Source organism: Hymenobacter busanensis, assembly GCF_008727865.1.
Classification (GTDB): Bacteria; Bacteroidota; Bacteroidia; order Cytophagales; family Hymenobacteraceae; genus Solirubrum; species Solirubrum busanense.
This window is the reverse complement of sequence record NZ_VTWU01000008.1, coordinates 124,994-145,018: the sequence shown is the minus strand read 5'-3', so window position 1 is coordinate 145,018 and position 20,025 is coordinate 124,994. Positions and strand designations below refer to the sequence as shown.

Here is a 20,025-nt window from a genome sequence, read left to right as displayed (position 1 = left end):
GAACCCACATAATGGTTACTCGCGGGCAATGTGCGCCGTAAAAACGGCCGCCAAAGCCGCCGTTTCGGTGCGCAGCCGCGAAGCTCCCAGCGTGACGGGCCGAATGCCCTGCCCCAGTGCCAACTCGATTTCGGCCGGCGTAAAGTCGCCCTCGGGGCCGATGAGCACGCAGCAGGCGGGACCGGCAGCGGCTACCTGGCTGAGGGCCGTCCGTTCGCCCGCTTCCAGGTGGGCAATGAAAGTCGTGGCCGGCTGCACCGTGCGCGCAAAGGCGGCAAAATCCGTCAGCTCATCCAGTTGCGGCAGCCATGCCTGGCCCGACTGCTTGAGGGCGCTGACGGCTATGCGTTCGAGGCGCTCCAGCTTCAGGTCGCGGCGCTCGGAGCGGGCGCAACGCAAAAACGAAAGCCGGTCGATGCCGATTTCGGTGGCTTTTTCCACCAGCCACTCCATGCGGTCGAGGTTTTTGGTGGGCGCCACGGCCACGTGCACAAAATAGGGCCGACGCGGTACTTGCTGCTCGCCCACAATGCGCAGCTGGCAACGCTTGGCTTCAGCCTCGGCCACTGCGGCCCGAAATATGCCGCCGCGGCCATTGAGTAGCTCTACCGCGTCGCCCTCGCGCAGGCGCAACACCCGCACGGCGTGCTTGCTTTCGTCTTCGGGCAGGGTGTAGGCCAGGCCGGCGAGGTCGGGGGCGTAGAAGGTGTGGGGCATGGGAGCTAGCGTAAAGGAATACGAACAGACGGTGCCGTGAATGAATACGCGCTGGAAAGCTACGCTTCTGCCGGTTTTGCTAGCTTGCCGGGGTATTCGCGTTGCTATGACGGTTGTTATTCGCCCAGCCTTGCCTTCCGATTTGGTTCCACTGGCCCAGTTGTTTGCGCGGACGCGCGAGGCCGCCTTCCCCTGGCTTACTGCAACCAAGGTCAAGTCCTTGGAAAAGGAGTTTCAAGATCAGACCGCCGGTGAAACCGTATTCGTAGCAGCCGATAAATTCAGCAGCTCGGTTGTAGGGTTCGTCTCTGTGTGGGAGCCAGCCCGGTTTCTGCACCATTTGTACGTGAGCCCAGAACGGCAAGGGGAAGGCATAGGCAGCCAACTGCTGGCGAGCATCACCTCTCGGCTGCCGCCGCCTTACCAGCTTAAGTGCTTGGTGCAGAATCGGCGGGCCCGCGCATTCTACCAACGGCACGGCTGGTACCCGATTACCGTGGGCCAAAGTGCCGAAGGGGACTACGAGTTGTTGGAGTGGAGCAACCGGCCAGATCGAAGCAACGCTTAATCCAGCGCCTTGTTTAGCGCCTCGGCCAGCCGAATGCCGCCTTGCTGCAAGCGCAGCCGCACGTCGGCAATGTTGGCCGTGTAGTACTGTTCGTCGAGGGTGCTGCCGTTGGGAGCGGCGGCGTACTGCTTGGTGCTCAGCAAGTACGACTCGAACAGCCACTGCTCGGAGCCGGCGTAGCGCCACTGCTGGGCCACCAGTTTCTCGGGGTGGTCGTAGGCCTCGGCCATCTGCTGGTCGGTCAGGCCCTGGGCATGAATCAGGCCGCTGTCCCACATGCGGTGCAGGTTGGTACCCTGGCCCTGGAACTGCAGCTGAATGTCGTTGCCGCCCTTGTCTTCGGCCCGGCTCACGTGCATGGGCTCGTGAATGTCGCCCACGAGGTGCACCACAAACTTGAGGGCCTCGGCGCGCTTCTCCTTGGTTTGCTTCTTATCGGCCAGCAGCTTCAGGTTGTCGCGCAGGGCCTGGTAGGCATTGGGCTCCGACTTATCCTTGAGTTGCTGCGCGAAATCGGCGTAGCCCATGCCCAGCGGCAGGTTCACGAAGTGCCACGGGCCGGTGCCTTTGTACTCGGGCTGGTTGCGCACTTCGTCGGCCCAGGAGGCCACGTCGGAAATGGCCTTGTCGCCGAGCAGTTCTTTGATCTGGTCGGCGGTTTTGCGCGTGAGGTGCTTTTCGGCAATCAGGGCAATGGTGCGGTGGCCTTCGCGGCCCCAGGCCTGAAGCAGGTGCGGGGCGAGGAGCAGGGCCAGCATGCCGGCAAACACGCGGAACGGCGCGGGACGAAACGCCGAGCGGCGCGAGAAAAGGCGGGAAAAAAGAAGCATGAATCGCAGAAGAAAAAGCCCAGCAGCGCCGAAATGGCCGGCCGGGACCCGCAAAGGTCCGAGAAAAATTGCGTGTATCTAAGCCTTTGCCGAGCCGTAGAAGAATGCTTACAACCAATCACGCCTAAATCCACAACCAATGGCACTACACCTCAAAAAACTAAAGGATCAAGTCATCGTCATCACCGGTGCCTCGTCGGGCATTGGCTTGGTTACGGCCCGGCTGGCCGCCAAAAAAGGCGCGAAGCTGGTGCTGGCCGCCCGTTCCGAAGTAGCCTTGCGCCAGTTAGTCGACGAAATCAAGCAGGCTGGCGGGCAGGCTACCTACGTGGTGGCCGACGTGAGCCAGCCCGACGCCGCCCGCAGCATTGCGCAGCACGCACAGCATACCTTCGGCGGCTTCGATACCTGGGTGAACAACGCCGGGGTGTCCATTTATGGCAAGGTGGAGGACACGCCCATCGAAGACATGCGCAAGCTCTTCGACGTGAACTTCTGGGGCCTGGTAAACGGCTCGTTGGAAGCGGCCAAGCACCTCAAGCAGAAAGGCGGCGCCATTATCAACGTAGGCAGCATTCTGTCCGACGTTACGGCCATTCTGCAAACCATCTATTCGGCCAGCAAGCACGCCGTGAAGGGCTTCACCGACGGCCTGCGCATGGAGTTGGAAATGGACGGTGCGCCCGTCTCGGTCACGCTCATCCAGCCCGCCGCCATCGACACGCCGTACCCCATTCACGCCAAAAACTTCATGGAGCGCGAGGCCAAGCATGCCCCGCCCGCCTACGCCCCCGAAACCGTGGCCAAAGCCATTCTGCATTGCTGCGCGACCCACGAGCGGAGCGTGGTGGTGGGCGGCGGGGGCCGCGCCTTCATCGGCATGGAGCACTGGACGCCCGGCCTGCTCGACAAATTCATGGAGACGTCCTTCGTCAAGCAGGAAAAGGCCGATTACCCGCCGCGCCCCATCCACCAAAACGCCCTCGACCGCCCCATGGGCGCCCTCGAAGAACGTGGCAATTACCCCGGCCACACCCGCGAAACGAGTTACTACACCGAAGCCGTAACCAGCAAAAGCCCGGTGCTGAAAACGGCGCTGGCCGTGGGGGCCGGCTTGGCTTTGGCTACGTGGCTGAGCAAAGCCAAAAGCGGTAGTTCCGATGGCCGCCGCACCAGCAATGGCCACTCCACACTGTATGCCGCCGGCGGCACCGAGCCGACGTTCGATTACGCCCAGCGCCCGGACTACAACTCGCAAGCCAAGCACTACGACATGCCGTAGCCGCGGGCTGATACCTGACTGCAGGCCCCGTTGGCATATGCCGGCGGGGCCTGTTGCGTAATACGGCAGTCGTGCCTTAGCGCTTCTCCATCAGGCGCTTGAGTTGGCGTTGGTAGCGCCCCATCATCAGGCCCGTGTACCAGCGCAAAAACCAGCGGGGCGGCGCAAATCCCAGGGCCTCTTGCACCAGGCGGGTTTCAAAGGTTAGCGAGTATACAAACTCGGTAGAGGCAAGGCCGTGGGCCCGAAACGTGCGCTCCACGCTCATCCACACGGGCGCATCGGTGGCGGTGGTGCAGTGCATGTAGCGGCTGGGCTCGTAGGCTACGTAGTGCAGCTGTGTGAGGGAGTGCGGACGCTTCGCCGAGAGAAAAGCGTCTTCGGTGGCAATGCTGCCGGGCCCGGGTTGCGCCGTGTTTAGTTGGGTGCCGTGTACTTCGGCCCGCCAAGCGGCGTCGTTGCGTAGGTCGGCGGCGAAGGCAAATACCTGGGCGGCGTCGGCGGCGATGCTGATGCTGCGCTCTACGGTTACTACTGCGCGGTCTGTGAGGGTGTGCATAACGAGGAGGACGTGAGGTGGCGCTTGGGGTGGCCGCCACCGTTCAACGGGGCAAAAGTGGGCCACCCCGGCCAGCGGCACAACCGCACAATCATGTGTCGGCTCCCAGCTGCCGCGTCTGTGCAAAGGCATTGATGTCGTTGGCGGTCACCAGTATATGTGATTTTCTATGTTTGGGGGCTGCTCTACTTTTGTCGGCAGTCAAGGTTTGCCCAACAACCGCTAATCCAACACTCATGTCCGACAAAAAAATCATTGCCGTGTTCGGCGCCACCGGTGCCCAGGGCGGAGGCCTGGCCCGCGCCATTCTGCACGATGCCCAGAGCGAGTTTGCCGTGCGCGCCATCACCCGCAACCCCGCTTCCGACAAAGCCCGCGAACTGGCCCGCCTGGGCGCCGAAGTCGTGCAGGCCGACATCGACGATCCGCAAAGCATGCAACGGGCCTTGCAGGGCGCCTACGGGGCCTTTTTCGTCACGTTTTTCTGGGACCATTTCTCGCCCGAGCGGGAGCTGGCCGAAGTGCAGCACATGGCCGAAGCCGCCAAAGCCGCCAACTTGCAGCACGTCATCTGGTCGACGCTGGAGGACACGCGCCGCTGGATTCCGCTCGACGACGACCGCATGCCCACGCTGCACGGCCACTACAAGGTTCCCCACACCGACGCCAAGGGTGAAGCCGACCGGTTTTTCCGCGACCTAAACGTGCCCACCACCTTCCTGTTGACTTCGTTCTATTGGGAAAACCTGATTCACTTTGGCATGGGCCCCCGGCCCGACGCCGAAGGCAACCTCTCCATTGTGTTTCCGATGGGAGAGAAGCGTCTCTCCACCATTGCCGTGGAAGACATCGGCCGTTGCGCCTACGGCATTTTCAAGAAGGGCCCGGAAATGATTGGCAAGACCGTGGGCATAGCCGGCGAACAGCGTACCTGGCAGGAAATGGCCGAGTCGCTCACGCGGGCACTGGGCCGCGAAGTGCGTTACCACGCCGTGGAGCCGGCCGCCTACCGCAGCTTCGGCTTCCCAGGCGCCGAGGACTTAGGCAACATGTTCCAGGCCAACCGCGACTTTGAGCACGCCTACGTGGCCAACCGCGACGTAGCTTTGTCGCGCGAACTGAACCCGCAGCTGCAATCCTTCGACGCCTGGCTGGCTGAAAACAAAGAGCGTTTGCCGCTGGCGTAACTTATTTGAAAAGCGAAAAGAAGTCCCGCCAGAAGCCGTTGGTAGGACTTCTTTTATTGTCCGGCTGGGGTCCGATAATCTTCAAATTCCCAGTAGGCAATGCGGCTAACCAACTCTGCCACTCTTTCCCAGGTGTCGCCGTGGCATCGGCTGATACACCGGCTTAAGAAGTGGCTGATTTTGTTGGGATTATATGTTGGTACAATCAGCATGTGCCTGCCAATTAGCGGCTCATCCGAGTCATTTTCAAGAAGCCATTGAGGTGTGACTACCTCCAGATCGAATGCATCCGACGATGCTTCACCCGTCGGGCCAACAAAAAGACGAATGGATAAGGAAAAACACTCAACTCGCTCCGGCCTGTATGTAGTCAGAGATTCACCGTCTATCGTTTCAATACTTCTTAATTCAGCGACCATGCCGCTATTATAATGCAAAAAGCCCCGCCGGCAGCTGCCGGCGGGGCTTTTTCGTAAACCAAGCTGGAAGGTTTATGCGCCAGCCTCAACCGCCACTTTCGGGGCGCCGGCCAGGATTTCCTCGTTGGCGAAGTCGGCGTACTTCTTGAAGTTGTTCACGAACTTATCAGCCAAGGAAGCCGCAGTCTTGTCGTAGGCTTCTTTGTCGGCCCAGGTGTTGCGGGGCTCCAGAATTTCGGTGGGCACGCCGGGCACCGAAACCGGTACTTCCACGCCGAAAATCGGGTGCTTGTGGAATTCCACGTCGTTGAGCTTGCCTTCCAGCGCGGCCGTAATCATGGCGCGGGTGTAGGGCAGCTTCATGCGCGAGCCGACGCCGTAGCTGCCGCCGCTCCAGCCCGTGTTGATCAGCCACACGTTCACCTCGTGCTCTTCCATTTTCTGGCCCAGCATTTCGGCGTACTTGGTGGGGTGAAGCGGCAGGAACACAGCACCGAAGCAAGCTGAGAAGGTCGTTTGCGGCTCGGTAATGCCCATTTCGGTGCCTGCTACCTTGGCCGTGTAGCCCGACATGAAGTGGTACATGGCGTGCGACTTGTCGAGGCGCGAGATGGGAGGCAGCACGCCGAAGGCGTCGGCCGTGAGGAAGAAGATGTTCTTCGGCACGCCGGCCACCGACGGCTCAATGGCGTTGTCGATGAAGCTGATGGGGTAGGCGGTGCGGGTGTTTTCCGTCACCGACTTGTTGGCGTAATCAACGGTGTGGGTGCCGGGGATGAAGCGCGTGTTTTCGACGATGGAGCCGAAGCGGATGGCGTCCCAGATCTGGGGCTCTTTCTCGCGGCTCAGGTCGATAACCTTGGCGTAGCAGCCACCTTCGAAGTTGAAGATGCCCGCGTTGCCCGGCATCCAGCCGTGCTCGTCGTCGCCAATCAGGCCGCGGTTCGGGTCGGCCGACAGCGTCGTTTTGCCCGTGCCCGAGAGGCCGAAGAAGATGGCCGCGTCGCCGTCGGCACCCACGTTGGCCGAGCAGTGCATCGGCAGCGTGTTGTGCTCGTGGGGCAGGAGGTAGTTCAGGACCCCGAAGATGCCCTTCTTCATCTCGCCGGCGTAGCCCGTGCCGCCGATCAGGATCATCTTCTTGGTGAAGTTGAGGATGGCGAAGTTGGGCTGGCGGGTGCCGTCCACGGCCGGGTCGGCCTCGAAGCCGGGGGCGCAGATGATGGAGAAGTCGGGCGTCCAGCTGGTGTCGGCGCCTTCTTCGGGGCGCAGGAACATGTTGTAGCAGAACAGGTTGTGCCAGGCCAGCTCGTTCACCACGCGCAGCTTCAGCTCGTAGTCGGGGTGGGCCCCGGCCATGGCGTCGCGCACGTAGATTTTCTTGTCGGCCAGGTAGGCTACCATTTTCTGGTGCAGCTGGTCAAACTTGTCGGCGTCGAAGGGAATGTTGATGTCGCCCCACCACACGCTGTCTTCGGTGTTGGCGTCGCGCACTACAAAACGGTCTTTGGGCGAGCGGCCGGTAAACTTGCCCGTGTCGGCCATCAGGGCGCCCGTGTCGGTGAGGGTGCCTTCGCCGTTGCGGAGGGCTTCCTCCACCAGCTCGGCGGGCGTCAGGTTGAGACAAACCTCCTGAGCCTGGGTGATGCCCAGCGGCTTGAGGCGGTCCAGAGCAGCGGCGGAAGTGCTGGTTTCCATCATAAACAACGCGGTAGGTAGGGTAGGTGGGGAGAGTGGGAAATGGGAAATGGGGAAATCCGAGACAAAAATAGACGAAAATCGGCAGCCTCAGCCGACGGTTTGCGTATTTGCTTGCGGGGGGAGTGGGTGCACACTCTACGCAGGGTTGCGGGGCGTGTTAGCGAAAGATTTTATAGATTTACCCGTAAGCCCTCAGCTCCGTACGGCCGCTGCCGGGCTTTTTTGTTTCCACTCATTCACCTCCCAACCACTTCTTCCACGCACTCATGCAAGTAGCAACCGCTCAAGCGCCGGCGCCCACTCCGACGAGCTCTAAGCATCCCCCCGGCCTGTATCTGCTGTTCTTCACCGAAATGTGGGAGCGGTTCAGCTACTACGGCATGCGTGGTTTGCTGGTGCTGTACCTCACCAAAACGGCCGCCGAGGGCGGCTTGGGCATTCCGGAGGTCAGTGCCACCAAGCTGTACGGCTTCTTCACCGGGTTTGTCTACTTCACGCCCATCATCGGCGGCTGGCTGGCCGATAAATACATCGGGCAGCGCCGCGCCATTCTCATTGGCGGCGTAACCATGGCCATTGCCCAAATCTGCCTGTTTATGCAGCCGGCCTTGTCTACCGAGCCGGCCATTCTGGGCATGCCGTGGCCCACGGCTTTGGGTTTGCTGCTGCTCATTCTGGGCAACGGCTTCTTCAAGCCGAACATTTCGACCATCGTGGGCAAGCTCTACCAGCAGGGCGACCCGAAGCGCGACGCCGCCTTCACCATCTTCTACATGGGCATCAACGTGGGCGCGTTTTTCGCCCCGCTGGTGTGCGGCTTCCTGGCCGAAGACCTGTTTGCGACCAAAACGGTGGTCAACGGTGTCACCCAGATCAGCAACTACGGCTTCCGCTACGGCTTCCTGGCTGCGGGCATCGGCATGATCATCGGTCAGCTGGCCTTCAACCTGCTGGGTAAGAAATACCTCGGCGACGTGGGCCTGCACCCCGAAGGCCACGGCGAAGACAAAACGGTGGTGAAAGCCCCGCTCACGAAAGAAGAAACCGACCGCATGGCCGTTATTTTCATCGTGACGCTGTTTGTGGTGTTCTTCTGGGCTGGGTTCGAGCAGGCCGGTTCGTCGCTCACGCTCTACACCGATAAGTACATCAACCGCGAAGTGTTCGGCTTCCTGATTCCGACCTCGTGGTTCCAGTCCGTAAACCCGCTGTTCATCGTGGCCTTCGCCCCGCTGACGGCCGGCGTATGGCTGGCCCTCGGCCGCAAAGGCAAAGACCTGAGCATTCCGGTGAAAATGGGCCTGGGCATGATTCTGCTCGGTGCCGGCTTCCTCTTCATGGTAGGTGCCGTGATGCAGCGCGGCGGCGACGTGCAGGACCAAACCATTAAAGCCAGCATCCTGTGGCTGCTGGCCACCTACTTCTTTCACACCATTGGCGAGCTGTGCTTGTCGCCCATCGGCCTTTCGATGGTGTCGCGCCTCTCGCCGGTGTCGCTCACGTCCATGCTCATGGGGGTGTGGTTCCTGGCTCCCTTCGTGGCCCAGATTGCCGGTGGCTACATTGCCGCTTACGTAGAAGAGCTAGGCGCCCTGAAAGTGTTCGGCCTGATTGCCGCCTTCGTAATTGGAGCCGGCCTGCTGCTCATCCTCGTGGCCCGCAAGCTGTTCCACATGATGCACGGCCGCGGCTAACGGCTGCTGACTTCTTGCAAAAAAGCCCCGCTGGAGAATTCCGGCGGGGCTTTTTAACATCGGCTAACCTGGTTTCGGGCCCGCGGCACGCAACCCAGCGCACTGCTGCGGCTTCCTTATGTCGGCTGGCGTACACCGGCGTACACTTGGCGGCCTGTCGCCTTGCAAAGTGCCTGCTGCACACGCGCCTTCTTCCCGACTTCTGTTCATCATCAACCCTCTACCTTGCTGCATGCAATCAACCTCTACTCTTAGTCAGCCGCCGGCTTCCGTCGCTAGCACCAGCCACCCGAAGGGCCTGTACGTGCTGTTTATGACGGAAATGTGGGAGCGGTTCAGCTTCTACGGCATGCGGGCGCTGCTGAGCCTGTACATGGGAAAAGCCCTGCTGTTCGACAAGGCCTTGACATCCAGGTTCTACGGCAACTACACCAGCCTCGTGTACCTCACGCCCTTGCTCGGCGGCTACCTCGCCGACCGCTACTGGGGCAACCGCCGCTCCATTCTCATTGGCGGCCTGCTGATGGCGGTGGGCCAGTTTTGCCTGTTTGGTAGCGCTTCGCTGTACGTCGTGGGGCAGGCCGAAGCCGGAACCACGCAGCAATGGCTGTTTTTCCTGGGCCTGGGTTTCCTGATTTTTGGCAACGGCTCTTTCAAGCCCAATATTTCCTCAATGGTCGGTTCGCTGTACCCGGCCAACGACAAGCGCATCGACGCGGCCTACACCATCTTCTACATGGGCATCAACATCGGCGCGTTTCTGGCGCCGCTGGTGTGCGGCTACCTGGGCGACACAAAGAACCCGGCCGACTTCAAATGGGGCTTTCTGGCCGCCGGTTTCGGCATGCTGCTGGCTACGGCCATTTTCGAGCTGTGCAAGCACCGGTACGTGGTCGATGCCCACGGCGCCCCGCTGGGTGCCCGGCCCGAGCGCCGCGTGGCCGCGTCGCCCGTGGTGCCGCGCACGCCCGATGCCCCGGTGCGGGCCGAAACCGTAGCCGCGCCGGCCACCGGTATCAGCGCCGGCCGCTTGCTGCAGCTGGCGGCGCTGTTTGCGGCCGTGTACGCGGCCATTGCCTGGTACATGGACCGCGACTGGTTCGGGGCGCTGGTGTTTGCGGCCATGCTGGTGGTGCCCTTGGTTGTGCTGTCCGACGCCTCCCTGACTGCCCGCGAAAAAGAGAAAATCTACGTTATTTTCATCCTGAGCTTCTTCGTTATCTTTTTCTGGGGCGCCTACGAGCAAGCCGGCGCCTCGCTCACGTTCTTCGCCGACGAGCAAACCGACCGGCAACTGGGCGCCTACACCATGCCCGCTTCGTATTTCCAGTCGGCCCCCGCGCTGTTTGTTATCCTGTTGGCCCCGCTGTTTGCCGTCGGCTGGACCACGCTCGGCCGCCGCGGTCTAGACCCGTCGTCGCCGCTGAAAATGTCCATCGGGCTGCTGCTGCTGGGCGTGGGCTACCTCATCATTGCCTTCGGTGTGCACGGTGTGGTGGCCAGCACCAAAGTGAGCATGTTCTGGCTGATTGCCATGTACCTGTTTCACGTCTTCGGCGAGTTGTGCTTGTCACCCATCGGGCTGGCGCTGGTCAACAAACTAGCCCCCCTGCGTTTTGCGTCGTTGCTGATGGCGGTGTGGTTTATGGCCACCGCCGCGGGCAACAAGCTGGCGGGCGTGCTCAGCGGCCTGTACCCCGAGCCGGGCAAAGCCGCACCGCACTTCCTGGGTGTCGAAATCAGTGGCCTCTACGAGTTCTTCCTGATGTTCGTGGCCTTGTCGTTTGCTTCTTCGCTGGTGCTGTTCCTGATTCAGCGCCGGCTCACGCGCCTGATGAGCGAACCGGATTCCGCGGCTTAGCGCTAGCCGACTAAAAGCAAAAGCCCCGCCGGACGCAAGTCCAGCGGGGCTTTTTAAGCTAACGGCGAACAGCCAGCAGCCGACGGCTTGAATTACATCATGCCGCCCATGCCGCCCATACCGCCCATGCCACCGGCGTGGCCGGCTTCGGGCTTGTCTTCGGCTTCTTCCGAAATCACGCACTCGGTCGTCAGCAGCAGGCCGGCAATCGAGGCCGCGTTTTCGAGGGCCAGGCGCGTCACCTTGGTCGGGTCGAGAATACCAGCGGCCATCAGGTTTTCGTAGCGGTCCTCGCGGGCGTTGTAGCCGAAGTCGCCTTTCCCGTCGCGCACTTTCTGCACCACTACCGAGCCTTCGCCACCGGCGTTGGCCACAATGGTGCGCAGCGGAGCCTCCAGGGCCGTGCGGATGATGTTCACGCCGGTGCGCTCGTCGCTGTTGATGGTGTCAACGGCTTCCAGCGAATCCAGGGCGCGCACCAGGGCCACACCGCCGCCGGGCACCACGCCTTCCTCAACGGCGGCGCGGGTAGCGTGCAAGGCATCGTCTACGCGGTCTTTCTTCTCTTTCATTTCCACCTCGGTGCTGGCACCGATGTAGAGGATAGCCACACCGCCCGAGAGCTTGGCGAGGCGCTCCTGCAGCTTCTCCTTGTCGTAGTCCGACGTGGTGGTTTCAATCTGGGCCTTGATCTGACCGACACGGCCGGCAATTTCGTCTTTGCCGCCTTTGCCGTTGACGATGGTCGTGTTGTCCTTGTCAACGATGATTTTCTCGGCCTGACCGAGGTAATCCAGGGTCGCATTGTCCAGCTTGTAGCCGCGCTCTTCGCTGATAACGGTACCGCCGGTCAGGGCGGCAATGTCTTCCAGCATGGCCTTGCGACGGTCGCCGAAGCCCGGGGCTTTCACAGCGGCAATCTTGAGCGAGCCACGCAGCTTGTTTACCACCAGCGTCGCCAGGGCTTCACCGTCCACGTCTTCGGCAATGATGAGCAGGGGCTTGCCCGTCTGCACCACTTGCTCGAGCACCGGCAGCAGCTCCTTCATGGTGCTGACCTTCTTGTCGTAGATCAGAATGTAGGGCGAGTCGAGCTCCACTTCCATCTTCTCGGCGTTGGTCACGAAGTAGGGAGAGAGGTAGCCACGGTCGAACTGCATGCCTTCCACCGTCTTCACTTCAGTTTCGGTGCCGCGGGCTTCTTCCACCGTGATGACGCCTTCCTTGCCCACTTTGTCCATGGCATCGGCAATCATTTTGCCGATTTCCGCGTCGTTGTTGGCCGAGATAGTGCCTACCTGGGCAATTTCCGACGAGTTTTCAATCTTCTTCGACTGGGCTTTCAGGTTGGCTACCACGGCGTGTACCGCCTTGTCGATGCCGCGCTTCAAGTCCATCGGGTTGGCGCCGGCGGCTACGTTCTTCAGACCGGCGCGGTAGATGGCCTGGGCCAGTACCGTGGCGGTGGTGGTGCCGTCGCCGGCCTGGTCGGCCGTCTTCGAGGCTACTTCCTTCACCAGCTGGGCGCCCATGTTTTCCACGGGGTCCTTCAGCTCGATTTCCTTGGCCACCGTCACACCGTCTTTGGTGATGGTGGGGGCGCCGAATTTCTTGTCGATAACCACGTTGCGGCCTTTCGGGCCCAGGGTTACCTTTACGGCGTTAGCCAGTTTGTCTACGCCGGCAACGAGTTTGTTGCGGCCTTCAATGTCAAATTGAACCAGTTTAGCTGCCATTGTTGGGCTTGTCTTGGTTTTAAAGTCGGATGAAAGAGGGGATGCTTACAGGATGGCGAAGATGTCCGACTCCTTCATGATGAGGTAGTCCTGACCGTCGACGGTAATTTCGGTACCGGCGTATTTGCCGTACAGCACCTGGTCGCCTACCGCTACTGAAGGCTTCACCAGCGTCCCGTTTTCGGTTTTGCCGGCACCCACGGCCACTACTTCGCCGCGCTGCGGCTTTTCCTTGGCCGTGTCGGGGATGATGATGCCCGATTTGGTTTTCTCTTCGGCGGCGGCCGGCGCAATAATCACGCGGTCAGCCAGCGGTTTGATGCTAATAGCCATTCTGCTGGTGTTGTGTTTGGAGGGTGATGGTCAAAAAGAGAGTCAACGAATGCTCCTCGGTAAGGGGCGGTTGCCGCTCGGCACTTCTTGTGCCAGCCCGCCGAAACCTGACAGAATGGTTGCAAAACGGAACTTTTTACCGTTTGCCGGGCCCCAAACCTGACAAAGCCGACACACTCGTGGCAGAGCAGCGGCCGCAAGTATAGCAAACCCCCGTGCGTAAAAAACAACCGGCGGCTTTTCGCTGATGCGAAAAGCCGCCGGTTGGTAGGGCGAAACTGCGGTATTACTGGGCCGGAGAGGGAGCCGGCTGCTGAGCCGGCGCAGCTGCGGGTGCAGTCTGCGGAGTAGCAGCACCGGGAGCGGTAGCACCCGGCGCGGGGGCCTGCGGAGCCGGAGCAGCGGGCGTTGCGGGTACGCGGGTTTCCATGGCTTTCTGCTGATTCACGCTGCGCAGCGGCCCGCCGCTTTGGTCGTTCAGCACCACGTGGGAGCCCAGCGCCAGCACAATCAGCGCAATGGCGAAGCCCCAGGTCAGGCGCTCAAGCAGGTCGCCGGTGCGCTTCACGCCCATGAGCTGGGCGGTGCCGCCAGCGGCAAAGTTGCTGGACAATCCGCCGCCCTTGGAGTTTTGGGCCAGCACCACAAGGGCCAGCAGCAGGCAAACAAACAGAATGAGGACGATAATGGCGGTGTACATCTACTTGGGTGTTCCGGGGTTATTCCGGCTGTTGGTTCAAAAGGTCAATTTGAGCGGCAAAGTACGCCTTTTTTTCGGGCTGGCGCACCATCAGCTGCTCGTAAATTTCAATGGCACGGGCCGTTTTGCCCTGCTTGATGAGGATTTTGGCCAGGCTTTCGGTGGCCAGACTAGGGGCCGTGCTGGTGCTACGCACCGATAAATCGGCTTGGGGCTCGACGGCCGTGGCAGGGCGGGGCGTGCCGGCTTTGATGCGCGGCTGGGTGCGCAAAAACCGCTCGATGAGGGCCAGCGACGAAGGCGCCTGCCGGGTGTTGGGGCGGTGCTGCGCCGCGTGGCCCAGCAGCAGGGCGTCGGGCTCCCAGGCGTTGGCCACGGGCAATTCATGGGTAAGCTCGGCCGCCTGCGGCACCAGGCAGATGCCCAGGCGGCTGCCTCCAGCCAATGAGTAGGCTACGTCTTCGTCGCCGTAGAACGCGGGCACAGCGGGTAAAGCCGCTTCCGATTCGAGGGCATCGGGAAGCTGGTAGGCCGTGACAGGGGGCAACGATTCGGCCAGGCCAAACTCAAAGCGGGAACTGCCAACTTCTACCGGCGGCCGGATGGCCGGGGCCACCGGCGGCAATTCGTCGGTTACAGGAGGCGCCGGCTCCGGAATGGTTGGTTCAGCATCCGGTTCCGACGCGGCGGGACCAGCGTCGTCGTCGAGCGAAACGGCAACCCAAGCTTCGGCAGCCGTTGCCAAGGCACTGCTCGAATCGACCGGAACAGCTTCGCTGGGGTCGACAGCCGGCTCCGCTGCCGGTTGTGCTTCGGCGTCCGCCATTGCCGGAGCCGCTGCTGGCTCGTCGGGTTCAGTTTCTGATTCGGCCGACTCAACCACGCCTGCTGGTTCTGCCGCCGCTGTTGCCTCCTCCAAAACGGGAGCAGCCTCAGGCGACGGACTAGCGTCTACCGTTCCTGCGGGCAAATCGGCGGCTTCTGGTGCCTGTTCCTGGGCTGGTTCCAGCGCAACGGCGGCAGCTGATACCGCAAACGAATTGCCGGCAGGCGTAGTAGCTGCTTCGGGTTCCGCCGTGGGAGTTGCCACGGGAAGCGAATCGGCGGCTTGCCAGCTGGTAGGAGTGGCGCTGGGGGCTGGTTGTTCAATCAGGGCCCGCAGCAGCTCCCGGTCGGCGGCGTAGGTAGCGGCGCGGCGCAGGCGCTGGCCGGCGAGCATGCTGCCCCGGTCGTGGGCGGCTTTGGCCAGCAGCAAATGGGCCGTTTGGCAGTAGGGAAACGCGGTAGCCAATTGCTCCAGCTCCCGAACTTCGGCTTCCGAAATTCCGGTGACGTGGTCGAGAACTTGTAGCAGCGACGCGCGGGTCATGTATTAGATGAGGTTAAACAAGTGGCTGCTAGCGAATTGAGCGAATTAGGGCTTGTGAAGCGGCATTTGGGGAAGCAAGACCGCCGCAGGAGGGGCCGCAACAATACAGCAATTTACCCATTAAACCATCTGAAAACCGGTAACCAACCGGCGCAGCAAGCTACCAGTTGGCCACCGACTTGTTGAACACGTCGGTAATGATGCGGGCGGTGATGCGACCCACCGCCGCCGGGTCGTTGTTGATGGCCGTAATGTCCTGGGTGGCGGCAAAGTCCCCGTTGCTCTGGAAGGTCTGCTCGAAGTCCTGCTTGGGGTCCTTGGTGTTGGTAAACTTCACCCGCACCTGAATGGTCAGGCGGTTGATGCCGGCCTGGTCCTGCCCGTCTTGGCGCTGAATGGCGGCCGGCGCGTAATCAAAAGCCACAATCTGACCCTCAAACTGCAGGTCGCCGTCGCGCGGCACCAGCTTGAGGGTCGTGTTTCGCTGGAAATAGTCGCGCAAATCTTCCGAAAAACGCTGCGCCAGAAAGGAGGGGCCGTTGGTGGCGTTGTTGGGGAAGGTGGCCACCGAAAAGGTTTTCACGGCCGGATCGATGTTGGTGCCCGTGAACGAATAAATGCCGCACCCAGCCAGCAGCGGCCACACCACCAGCACCAGCAGCAACGGGCGCAGGGCAGCCAAACGGTTATTCCAGGTCATACTGCTTGAGCTTGCGGTAGAGCGTGCGTTCCGAGATGCCGAGGTCTTGCGCGGCGTATTTGCGCTTGTTGTGGTGCTTTTTGAGCGCCTTCACAATCATTTCCTTTTCCTTGGCTTCCAGCGAGAGGCTTTCTTCCTCGGTTTCGTGGGTGATGTCCTCTACGCGCTGCACCTCATCCTCCACGTCGTACTCATCGGGCTGGGCGTTGATGATGAACGACTCGTCGGCGGGGCGGGAGAGGCGGCTGCCGCCCTCGTAGGGGGTCATGCCGCCGGCAGCGGCAAATAAGTGGCTGTTCTGGCGCACCAGCTCCTGGGCCTGGCCGCCATCGTAACGGGCGCCGCCGGCGGCCAGCTCCAGCACCAGCTTCTTCAGGTCGGTCATGTCGCGGCGCATGTCGAAGAGCACCTTGTAGAGCAAGTCGCGCTCCGAGAGGCCCGAAGGCGCCACTCCGTCGGCAGTGGCGCCGATGAGCATGGGCAGGTTGGACGACTGGTCCTGGGGCAGGTAGTGGCGCAGGCGGCGGCCGTCGACCTCGCGCTGCTCGGTCTGCAACACCGAAATCTGCTCGGCTATGTTCTTGAGCTGGCGAATGTTGCCGGGGAAACGGAAGCGCTGCAGCTCCTGTACCGCATCGGGCGTGAGTGTGATGGGCTTCACGCGGTAGCGCTCGGCAAAGTCGGTAGCAAACTTGCGGAACAGCAGGTAGATGTCCTCGCCCCGCTCGCGCAGCGGCGGCACCGTAATGGGCACCGTGTTGAGGCGGTAGTAGAGGTCTTCGCGGAAGCGCCCCTCGCGCACGGCGTCGAGCAGGTTCACGTTGGTGGCCGTGACCACGCGCACATCGGTTTTCTGCACCTTCGACGAGCCCACGCGGATGAACTCGCCGTTTTCGAGCACGCGCAGCAGGCGGGCCTGGGTGCCCAGCGGCATTTCCCCGATTTCGTCGAGGAAGATGGTGCCGCCGTTGGTTACCTCAAAGTAGCCCTTGCGGGCTTCCGAAGCGCCGGTAAACGAGCCTTTCTCGTGGCCGAACAGCTCCGAGTCGATGGTGCCCTCGGGAATGGCGCCGCAGTTGACGGCTATGAACTGCCCGTGCTTGCGCGGCGACAAGGCGTGAATGATCTTCGAAAACGACTCCTTGCCCGAGCCGCTTTCCCCCGTGATGAGCACGGTCATGTCGGTAGGAGCCACCTGCGCCGCCACCTGAATGGCGTAGTTCAGCGCCGGCGCGTTGCCGATGATGCCGAAGCGCTGCTTGATGCTTTGTATTTCGGAAGGAGTCAAATCAGGCGTGGGTTTTCGTGGAGTAGACGAAAAGCGGCAGCGAATATTTTACGCTAGGGCGAAAAAAGACTGTCATCCAGTAGAACGTGTAGCGCCTCTTTACGTGAACGGGAGTCGCTCTACCGTCGACTGTTCAGCACAGAGAAGGTCCTTCGCGTTGCTCAGGATGACAGTTGAAAATTATTCCACCGCGTTACCCAGCAGCGTAGTGCTGGTGCACTCATGAACGAGCACGTTCACGTAGTCGCCTTTCTGGTAGTGTTTTTTGGGGAAAATGACCACTTTGTTCTGGTCGTTGCGGCCGCTCAGGTGCTCGGTGCTGCGCTTCGACACGTTCTCGACCAGTACGCGGTGCACCTTGCCCACGCCCATTTGGCTGCGGATGAGGCTGTGTTGCTGCTGCCGCTCGATGATTTCGGCGAGCCGGCGCTTTTTCACGTCCAGCGGCACGTCGTCGGCCAGCTTGCGCGCGGCCAGTGTGCCGGGACGCTCCGAGTAAAAGAACATGTACGACATGTCGTACTGCACGTGGTCCATCAAACTGAGCGTGTCCTGGTGCTCTTCCTCGGTTTCGGAGCAGAAGCCGGCAATCATGTCGGTCGAAATGCCGCAGTCCGGGCCCAGAATGCGCCGGATGGCGGCCACGCGGTCGAGGTACCACTCCCGGTCGTAGGTGCGGTTCATCAGCTCCAGCACCCGCGAGTTGCCGCTCTGGGCCGGCAGGTGAATGTAGTTGCACACGTTGTCGTAGCGGGCCATCGTGTGCAGCACCTCGTCGGTAATATCCTTGGGGTGCGAGGTAGAAAAGCGGATGCGCAACTCGGGGCTGACGAGGGCCACGCGCTCCAGCAACTGGGCGAAGTTCACGAACTCCGAGCCATCGGCCGACTGCCACTTGTAAGAGTCTACGTTCTGGCCCAGTAGCGTGACTTCCTTAAAGCCTTTCACGAACAAGTCCTGGGCCTCGCGCACGATGCTGTGGGCGTCGCGGCTCCGCTCGCGGCCGCGCGTGAAAGGCACTACGCAGAACGAGCACATGTTGTCGCAGCCGCGCATGATGCTGATGAAGGCCGACACGCCGTTGGAGTTCAGGCGCACCGGCGTGATGTCGGCGTACGTCTCCTCACGGCTCAGCAGCACGTTCACCGAGCGCTGCCCATTGTCCACTTCCTTGATCAGGCGGGGCAGGTCGCGGTAAGCATCGGGGCCCACGACGAGGTCGACAATCTGTTCTTCCTCCAGAAACTTGCTTTTGAGGCGCTCGGCCATGCAGCCCAGCACGCCCACCAGCAAACCCGGTTGCCGGCGCTTGTGGGCGTTGATTTCCTTGAGGCGCTGGCGCACCGTTATTTCAGCCTTCTCGCGAATGGAGCAGGTGTTGAGCAGCACCAAATCGGCCTCGGCCAACTCAGTGGTCGTATCGAAGCCCTCGTCAAAGAGGATGCTGGACACGATTTCGGAGTCGGAGAAGTTCATCTGGCAGCCGTAGCTCTCGATGTAGAGCCGGCGCGAGCGGCCGGTGTGGGTGGCTTCGGTCACGCGCACGTCGGCGGGCAGCTGCTCGGTAGCGGGAGCGGTGGCCTGGTCCAGAAAGTCAAGCGTAAGAATCGGTTGAGACATGGCCTCGGGAAAAATCAGCGAAAGGAGGACAAAGGTACGCCTTGCCGGGCAAAAATGACAGTTTGGCAGCTTCGTTGAATAGCTAAATGGCTAAAGTGCTAAATAGCTGGTTGTTCTTGCGGTGCGCTTCAACGGGCAGTCATTTAACGCTTTAGCCGTTTGGACCTTCCACAATTTCACTGCCCAGCACTTCCAGCATAGCTTGGGCTTTCAACAGGCACTCTTGGTATTCGCGTTCCGGGACAGAGTCGTAGGTAATGGCCGAGCCGACCTGAAAACTCAGGTAGCCGGTGTCGGCGCGGTACTGCAGGGAGCGGATGACCACGTTGAAATCGAAGCTGCCGTCGGGCCGGACGAAGCCGAACGTGCCGCTGTAAAGGCCGCGGCGGGTGCGCTCGTAGTGCTCAATCAGTTGCATGGCCCGAATCTTCGGTGCGCCCGTCATCGAGCCCATCGGAAACGTAGCGCGCAATACGTCAACTAAATCCACTTGCGGCCGCAGCTCGGCCTGCACGGTCGAAATCATTTGCCACACGTGCCGGAAAGGGTAGAGACCGAACAGCTCAGGCACTTGCACGGTACCGGTTCGGGCCACGCGGGCCAGGTCGTTGCGCACCAGGTCCACAATCATCAGGTTCTCGGCGCGCTCTTTCTCGTCGTTCAAGAGGGCCTGGCGCTGCTGCTCGTCATCAGCAGGCGTAGCGCCGCGGCGGCTGGTGCCTTTGATGGGCTGCGACACGATAACCGGCGGCCGGTGCGCCAGAAACCGCTCGGGCGAGGCGCAGAGCAGAAAGTGGTCGTGCCAGCGGCAGAAGCCGGCAAACGGCGTGGGAGAAGCGGCGTTGAGGCGTTGGAACAGGTCGACGGGGTCGAGGTGCACGCCCTGGGCGTAGAATTCCTGGCAGAGGTTCAACTCGTACACTTCACCGTCGAGAATGTCCTCCTTCACGGCCGCCACGGCCGCTAAATAATCGGCTTTGGCCATGCGCGGGTGCACGGCGGGCACGTCGGGCGGTACAGATGCTGGCAGTTCTGCCGCCAGGATCTGTTGCAGAGTCGTTTCGGGGGCGGCACCAAAGATTTCCACGTCGTTGCCGGGCCATTGCAACCAGGTATGCGGCGTGAAGAAGTGCAGCGCCGGCCAGGCAAAACCGGCGAAACGGCTGCTGCTCAGGGCTTCAATCTCGTTTTTGACGTCGTACGTCACAAAGCCGCAGCGCGGAGCAGAAGCGGCTGGCTGCAGCCACGGGCGCAACGTGGCCAAAGAAAAAGGCGCCTCGGCACCGGCATCGGCCACGGCCAAGAGCCGCTGAAACGGCCCGTGCGGATAGGCCAGGTCGTTGGGCTCGAAGTAGGCGCAATGCACAAACGCGGCCGCCCAGCGCAAGGCGCGGGCCCGAAAATCGGCGGGCAGCTCGGCTACAGGAATACGCAACACACCACGAAAGTAACCTGCCGGCC

The 20,025-nt window shown here is 61.5% G+C and carries 18 protein-coding genes; 5 read left to right on the top strand and 13 right to left on the bottom strand.

Annotated features, from left to right (window positions below; all coding sequences use genetic code 11):
* Nucleotides 1-15 precede the first annotated feature (15 nt).
* Nucleotides 16-717: a 16S rRNA (uracil(1498)-N(3))-methyltransferase gene (locus tag F0P96_RS19380; protein WP_151080644.1), complete on the bottom strand. Its 702-nt coding sequence runs from the start codon at nucleotides 715-717 to the stop codon at nucleotides 16-18.
* A gap of 130 nt (nucleotides 718-847) precedes the next feature.
* Here F0P96_RS19380 and F0P96_RS19375 point away from each other — a divergent pair, with 130 nt between their 5' ends.
* On the top strand, nucleotides 848-1,285 hold the full coding sequence (locus F0P96_RS19375) for a GNAT family N-acetyltransferase (RefSeq protein ID WP_167291250.1): 438 nt from the start codon (nucleotides 848-850) through the stop codon (nucleotides 1,283-1,285).
* Here F0P96_RS19375 and F0P96_RS19370 read toward each other — a convergent pair.
* The gene (locus tag F0P96_RS19370; protein ID WP_151080642.1) at nucleotides 1,282-2,115 is read right to left on the bottom strand and encodes a S1/P1 nuclease; all 834 of its coding nucleotides are present in this window, start codon (nucleotides 2,113-2,115) and stop codon (nucleotides 1,282-1,284) included. The two genes, F0P96_RS19375 and F0P96_RS19370, sit on opposite strands and share 4 nt — an antisense overlap.
* A 139-nt stretch (nucleotides 2,116-2,254) precedes the next feature.
* Here F0P96_RS19370 and F0P96_RS19365 point away from each other — a divergent pair, with 139 nt between their 5' ends.
* Nucleotides 2,255-3,397 carry an SDR family oxidoreductase gene (locus tag F0P96_RS19365; protein WP_151080641.1) on the top strand — a complete coding sequence of 381 codons (1,143 nt, stop codon included), beginning with the start codon at nucleotides 2,255-2,257 and terminating at the stop codon, nucleotides 3,395-3,397.
* A gap of 76 nt (nucleotides 3,398-3,473) precedes the next feature.
* Here the strand turns inward: F0P96_RS19365 and F0P96_RS19360 are convergent, their stop codons facing one another.
* A complete protein-coding gene (locus tag F0P96_RS19360) occupies nucleotides 3,474-3,956 on the bottom strand; it encodes an SRPBCC family protein (protein ID WP_160619929.1) in 483 nt (160 codons plus the stop codon).
* A gap of 236 nt (nucleotides 3,957-4,192) precedes the next feature.
* Here F0P96_RS19360 and F0P96_RS19355 point away from each other — a divergent pair, with 236 nt between their 5' ends.
* A complete protein-coding gene (locus tag F0P96_RS19355; RefSeq protein ID WP_151080639.1) occupies nucleotides 4,193-5,143 on the top strand; it encodes an NmrA/HSCARG family protein in 951 nt (316 codons plus the stop codon).
* A gap of 53 nt (nucleotides 5,144-5,196) precedes the next feature.
* Here F0P96_RS19355 and F0P96_RS19350 read toward each other — a convergent pair whose 3' ends face one another.
* Nucleotides 5,197-5,562 carry an immunity 8 family protein gene (locus tag F0P96_RS19350; RefSeq protein ID WP_151080638.1) on the bottom strand — a complete coding sequence of 122 codons (366 nt, stop codon included), beginning with the start codon at nucleotides 5,560-5,562 and terminating at the stop codon, nucleotides 5,197-5,199.
* 72 nt (nucleotides 5,563-5,634) lie between these two features.
* Nucleotides 5,635-7,260: a phosphoenolpyruvate carboxykinase (ATP) gene (gene pckA, locus F0P96_RS19345; protein ID WP_151080660.1), complete on the bottom strand. Its 1,626-nt coding sequence runs from the start codon at nucleotides 7,258-7,260 to the stop codon at nucleotides 5,635-5,637.
* 269 nt (nucleotides 7,261-7,529) lie between these two features.
* Here pckA and F0P96_RS19340 point away from each other — a divergent pair, with 269 nt between their 5' ends.
* Together F0P96_RS19340 and F0P96_RS19335 are read left to right on the top strand one after the other, a co-directional pair.
* Entirely contained in the window at nucleotides 7,530-8,957 is a 1,428-nt protein-coding gene (locus F0P96_RS19340; RefSeq protein ID WP_151080637.1) for a peptide MFS transporter, read from the top strand.
* Nucleotides 8,958-9,189: 232 nt separating this feature from the next.
* The gene (locus F0P96_RS19335; RefSeq protein ID WP_151080636.1) at nucleotides 9,190-10,818 is read left to right on the top strand and encodes a peptide MFS transporter; all 1,629 of its coding nucleotides are present in this window, start codon (nucleotides 9,190-9,192) and stop codon (nucleotides 10,816-10,818) included.
* A gap of 92 nt (nucleotides 10,819-10,910) precedes the next feature.
* On the opposite strand, the gene groL is transcribed toward F0P96_RS19335, so the two are convergent.
* The 8 genes from groL to F0P96_RS19295 all read right to left on the bottom strand — a co-directional run bounded on the left by groL (nucleotide 10,911) and on the right by F0P96_RS19295 (nucleotide 20,002).
* Nucleotides 10,911-12,554: a chaperonin GroEL gene (gene groL / locus F0P96_RS19330; protein ID WP_151080635.1), complete on the bottom strand. Its 1,644-nt coding sequence runs from the start codon at nucleotides 12,552-12,554 to the stop codon at nucleotides 10,911-10,913.
* Between the two features lie 45 nt (nucleotides 12,555-12,599).
* Nucleotides 12,600-12,887 (bottom strand): co-chaperone GroES, encoded by a 288-nt coding sequence (groES, locus tag F0P96_RS19325; protein ID WP_151080634.1) that lies wholly within the window; start codon nucleotides 12,885-12,887, stop codon nucleotides 12,600-12,602.
* 286 nt (nucleotides 12,888-13,173) lie between these two features.
* Nucleotides 13,174-13,587: a preprotein translocase subunit SecG gene (gene secG / locus F0P96_RS19320; RefSeq protein ID WP_151080633.1), complete on the bottom strand. Its 414-nt coding sequence runs from the start codon at nucleotides 13,585-13,587 to the stop codon at nucleotides 13,174-13,176.
* A 19-nt stretch (nucleotides 13,588-13,606) separates the two neighbouring features.
* Complete coding sequence (locus F0P96_RS19315; protein WP_151080632.1) at nucleotides 13,607-14,956, bottom strand: hypothetical protein; 1,350 nt, start codon at nucleotides 14,954-14,956, stop codon at nucleotides 13,607-13,609.
* A 160-nt stretch (nucleotides 14,957-15,116) separates the two neighbouring features.
* Entirely contained in the window at nucleotides 15,117-15,656 is a 540-nt protein-coding gene (locus F0P96_RS19310; protein ID WP_151080631.1) for an LptE family protein, read from the bottom strand.
* Entirely contained in the window at nucleotides 15,643-16,944 is a 1,302-nt protein-coding gene (locus F0P96_RS19305; protein WP_151080630.1) for a sigma-54 interaction domain-containing protein, read from the bottom strand. Before F0P96_RS19305 ends, F0P96_RS19310 begins: the two co-directional genes overlap by 14 nt.
* A 180-nt stretch (nucleotides 16,945-17,124) precedes the next feature.
* On the bottom strand, nucleotides 17,125-18,564 hold the full coding sequence (gene miaB, locus F0P96_RS19300; protein WP_151080629.1) for a tRNA (N6-isopentenyl adenosine(37)-C2)-methylthiotransferase MiaB: 1,440 nt from the start codon (nucleotides 18,562-18,564) through the stop codon (nucleotides 17,125-17,127).
* A gap of 151 nt (nucleotides 18,565-18,715) precedes the next feature.
* The gene (locus F0P96_RS19295; RefSeq protein ID WP_151080628.1) at nucleotides 18,716-20,002 is read right to left on the bottom strand and encodes an anthranilate synthase component I family protein; all 1,287 of its coding nucleotides are present in this window, start codon (nucleotides 20,000-20,002) and stop codon (nucleotides 18,716-18,718) included.
* Nucleotides 20,003-20,025 lie beyond the last annotated feature (23 nt).

What these genes read in the sequence shown, in the direction of transcription:
- miaB (WP_151080629.1), bottom strand. Translation starts at nt 18,564, where the DNA reads ATGTCTCAACCGATTCTTACGCTTGACTTTCTGGACCAGGCCACCGCT.
- F0P96_RS19360 (WP_160619929.1), bottom strand. Translation starts at nt 3,956, where the DNA reads ATGCACACCCTCACAGACCGCGCAGTAGTAACCGTAGAGCGCAGCATC.
- pckA (WP_151080660.1), bottom strand. Translation starts at nt 7,260, where the DNA reads ATGGAAACCAGCACTTCCGCCGCTGCTCTGGACCGCCTCAAGCCGCTG.
- groES (WP_151080634.1), bottom strand. Translation starts at nt 12,887, where the DNA reads ATGGCTATTAGCATCAAACCGCTGGCTGACCGCGTGATTATTGCGCCG.
- F0P96_RS19310 (WP_151080631.1), bottom strand. Translation starts at nt 15,656, where the DNA reads ATGACCTGGAATAACCGTTTGGCTGCCCTGCGCCCGTTGCTGCTGGTG.
- F0P96_RS19350 (WP_151080638.1), bottom strand. Translation starts at nt 5,562, where the DNA reads ATGGTCGCTGAATTAAGAAGTATTGAAACGATAGACGGTGAATCTCTG.
- F0P96_RS19370 (WP_151080642.1), bottom strand. Translation starts at nt 2,115, where the DNA reads ATGCTTCTTTTTTCCCGCCTTTTCTCGCGCCGCTCGGCGTTTCGTCCC.
- secG (WP_151080633.1), bottom strand. Translation starts at nt 13,587, where the DNA reads ATGTACACCGCCATTATCGTCCTCATTCTGTTTGTTTGCCTGCTGCTG.
- F0P96_RS19355 (WP_151080639.1), top strand. Translation starts at nt 4,193, where the DNA reads ATGTCCGACAAAAAAATCATTGCCGTGTTCGGCGCCACCGGTGCCCAG.
- F0P96_RS19365 (WP_151080641.1), top strand. Translation starts at nt 2,255, where the DNA reads ATGGCACTACACCTCAAAAAACTAAAGGATCAAGTCATCGTCATCACC.
- F0P96_RS19380 (WP_151080644.1), bottom strand. Translation starts at nt 717, where the DNA reads ATGCCCCACACCTTCTACGCCCCCGACCTCGCCGGCCTGGCCTACACC.
- groL (WP_151080635.1), bottom strand. Translation starts at nt 12,554, where the DNA reads ATGGCAGCTAAACTGGTTCAATTTGACATTGAAGGCCGCAACAAACTC.
- F0P96_RS19315 (WP_151080632.1), bottom strand. Translation starts at nt 14,956, where the DNA reads ATGACCCGCGCGTCGCTGCTACAAGTTCTCGACCACGTCACCGGAATT.
- F0P96_RS19340 (WP_151080637.1), top strand. Translation starts at nt 7,530, where the DNA reads ATGCAAGTAGCAACCGCTCAAGCGCCGGCGCCCACTCCGACGAGCTCT.
- F0P96_RS19335 (WP_151080636.1), top strand. Translation starts at nt 9,190, where the DNA reads ATGCAATCAACCTCTACTCTTAGTCAGCCGCCGGCTTCCGTCGCTAGC.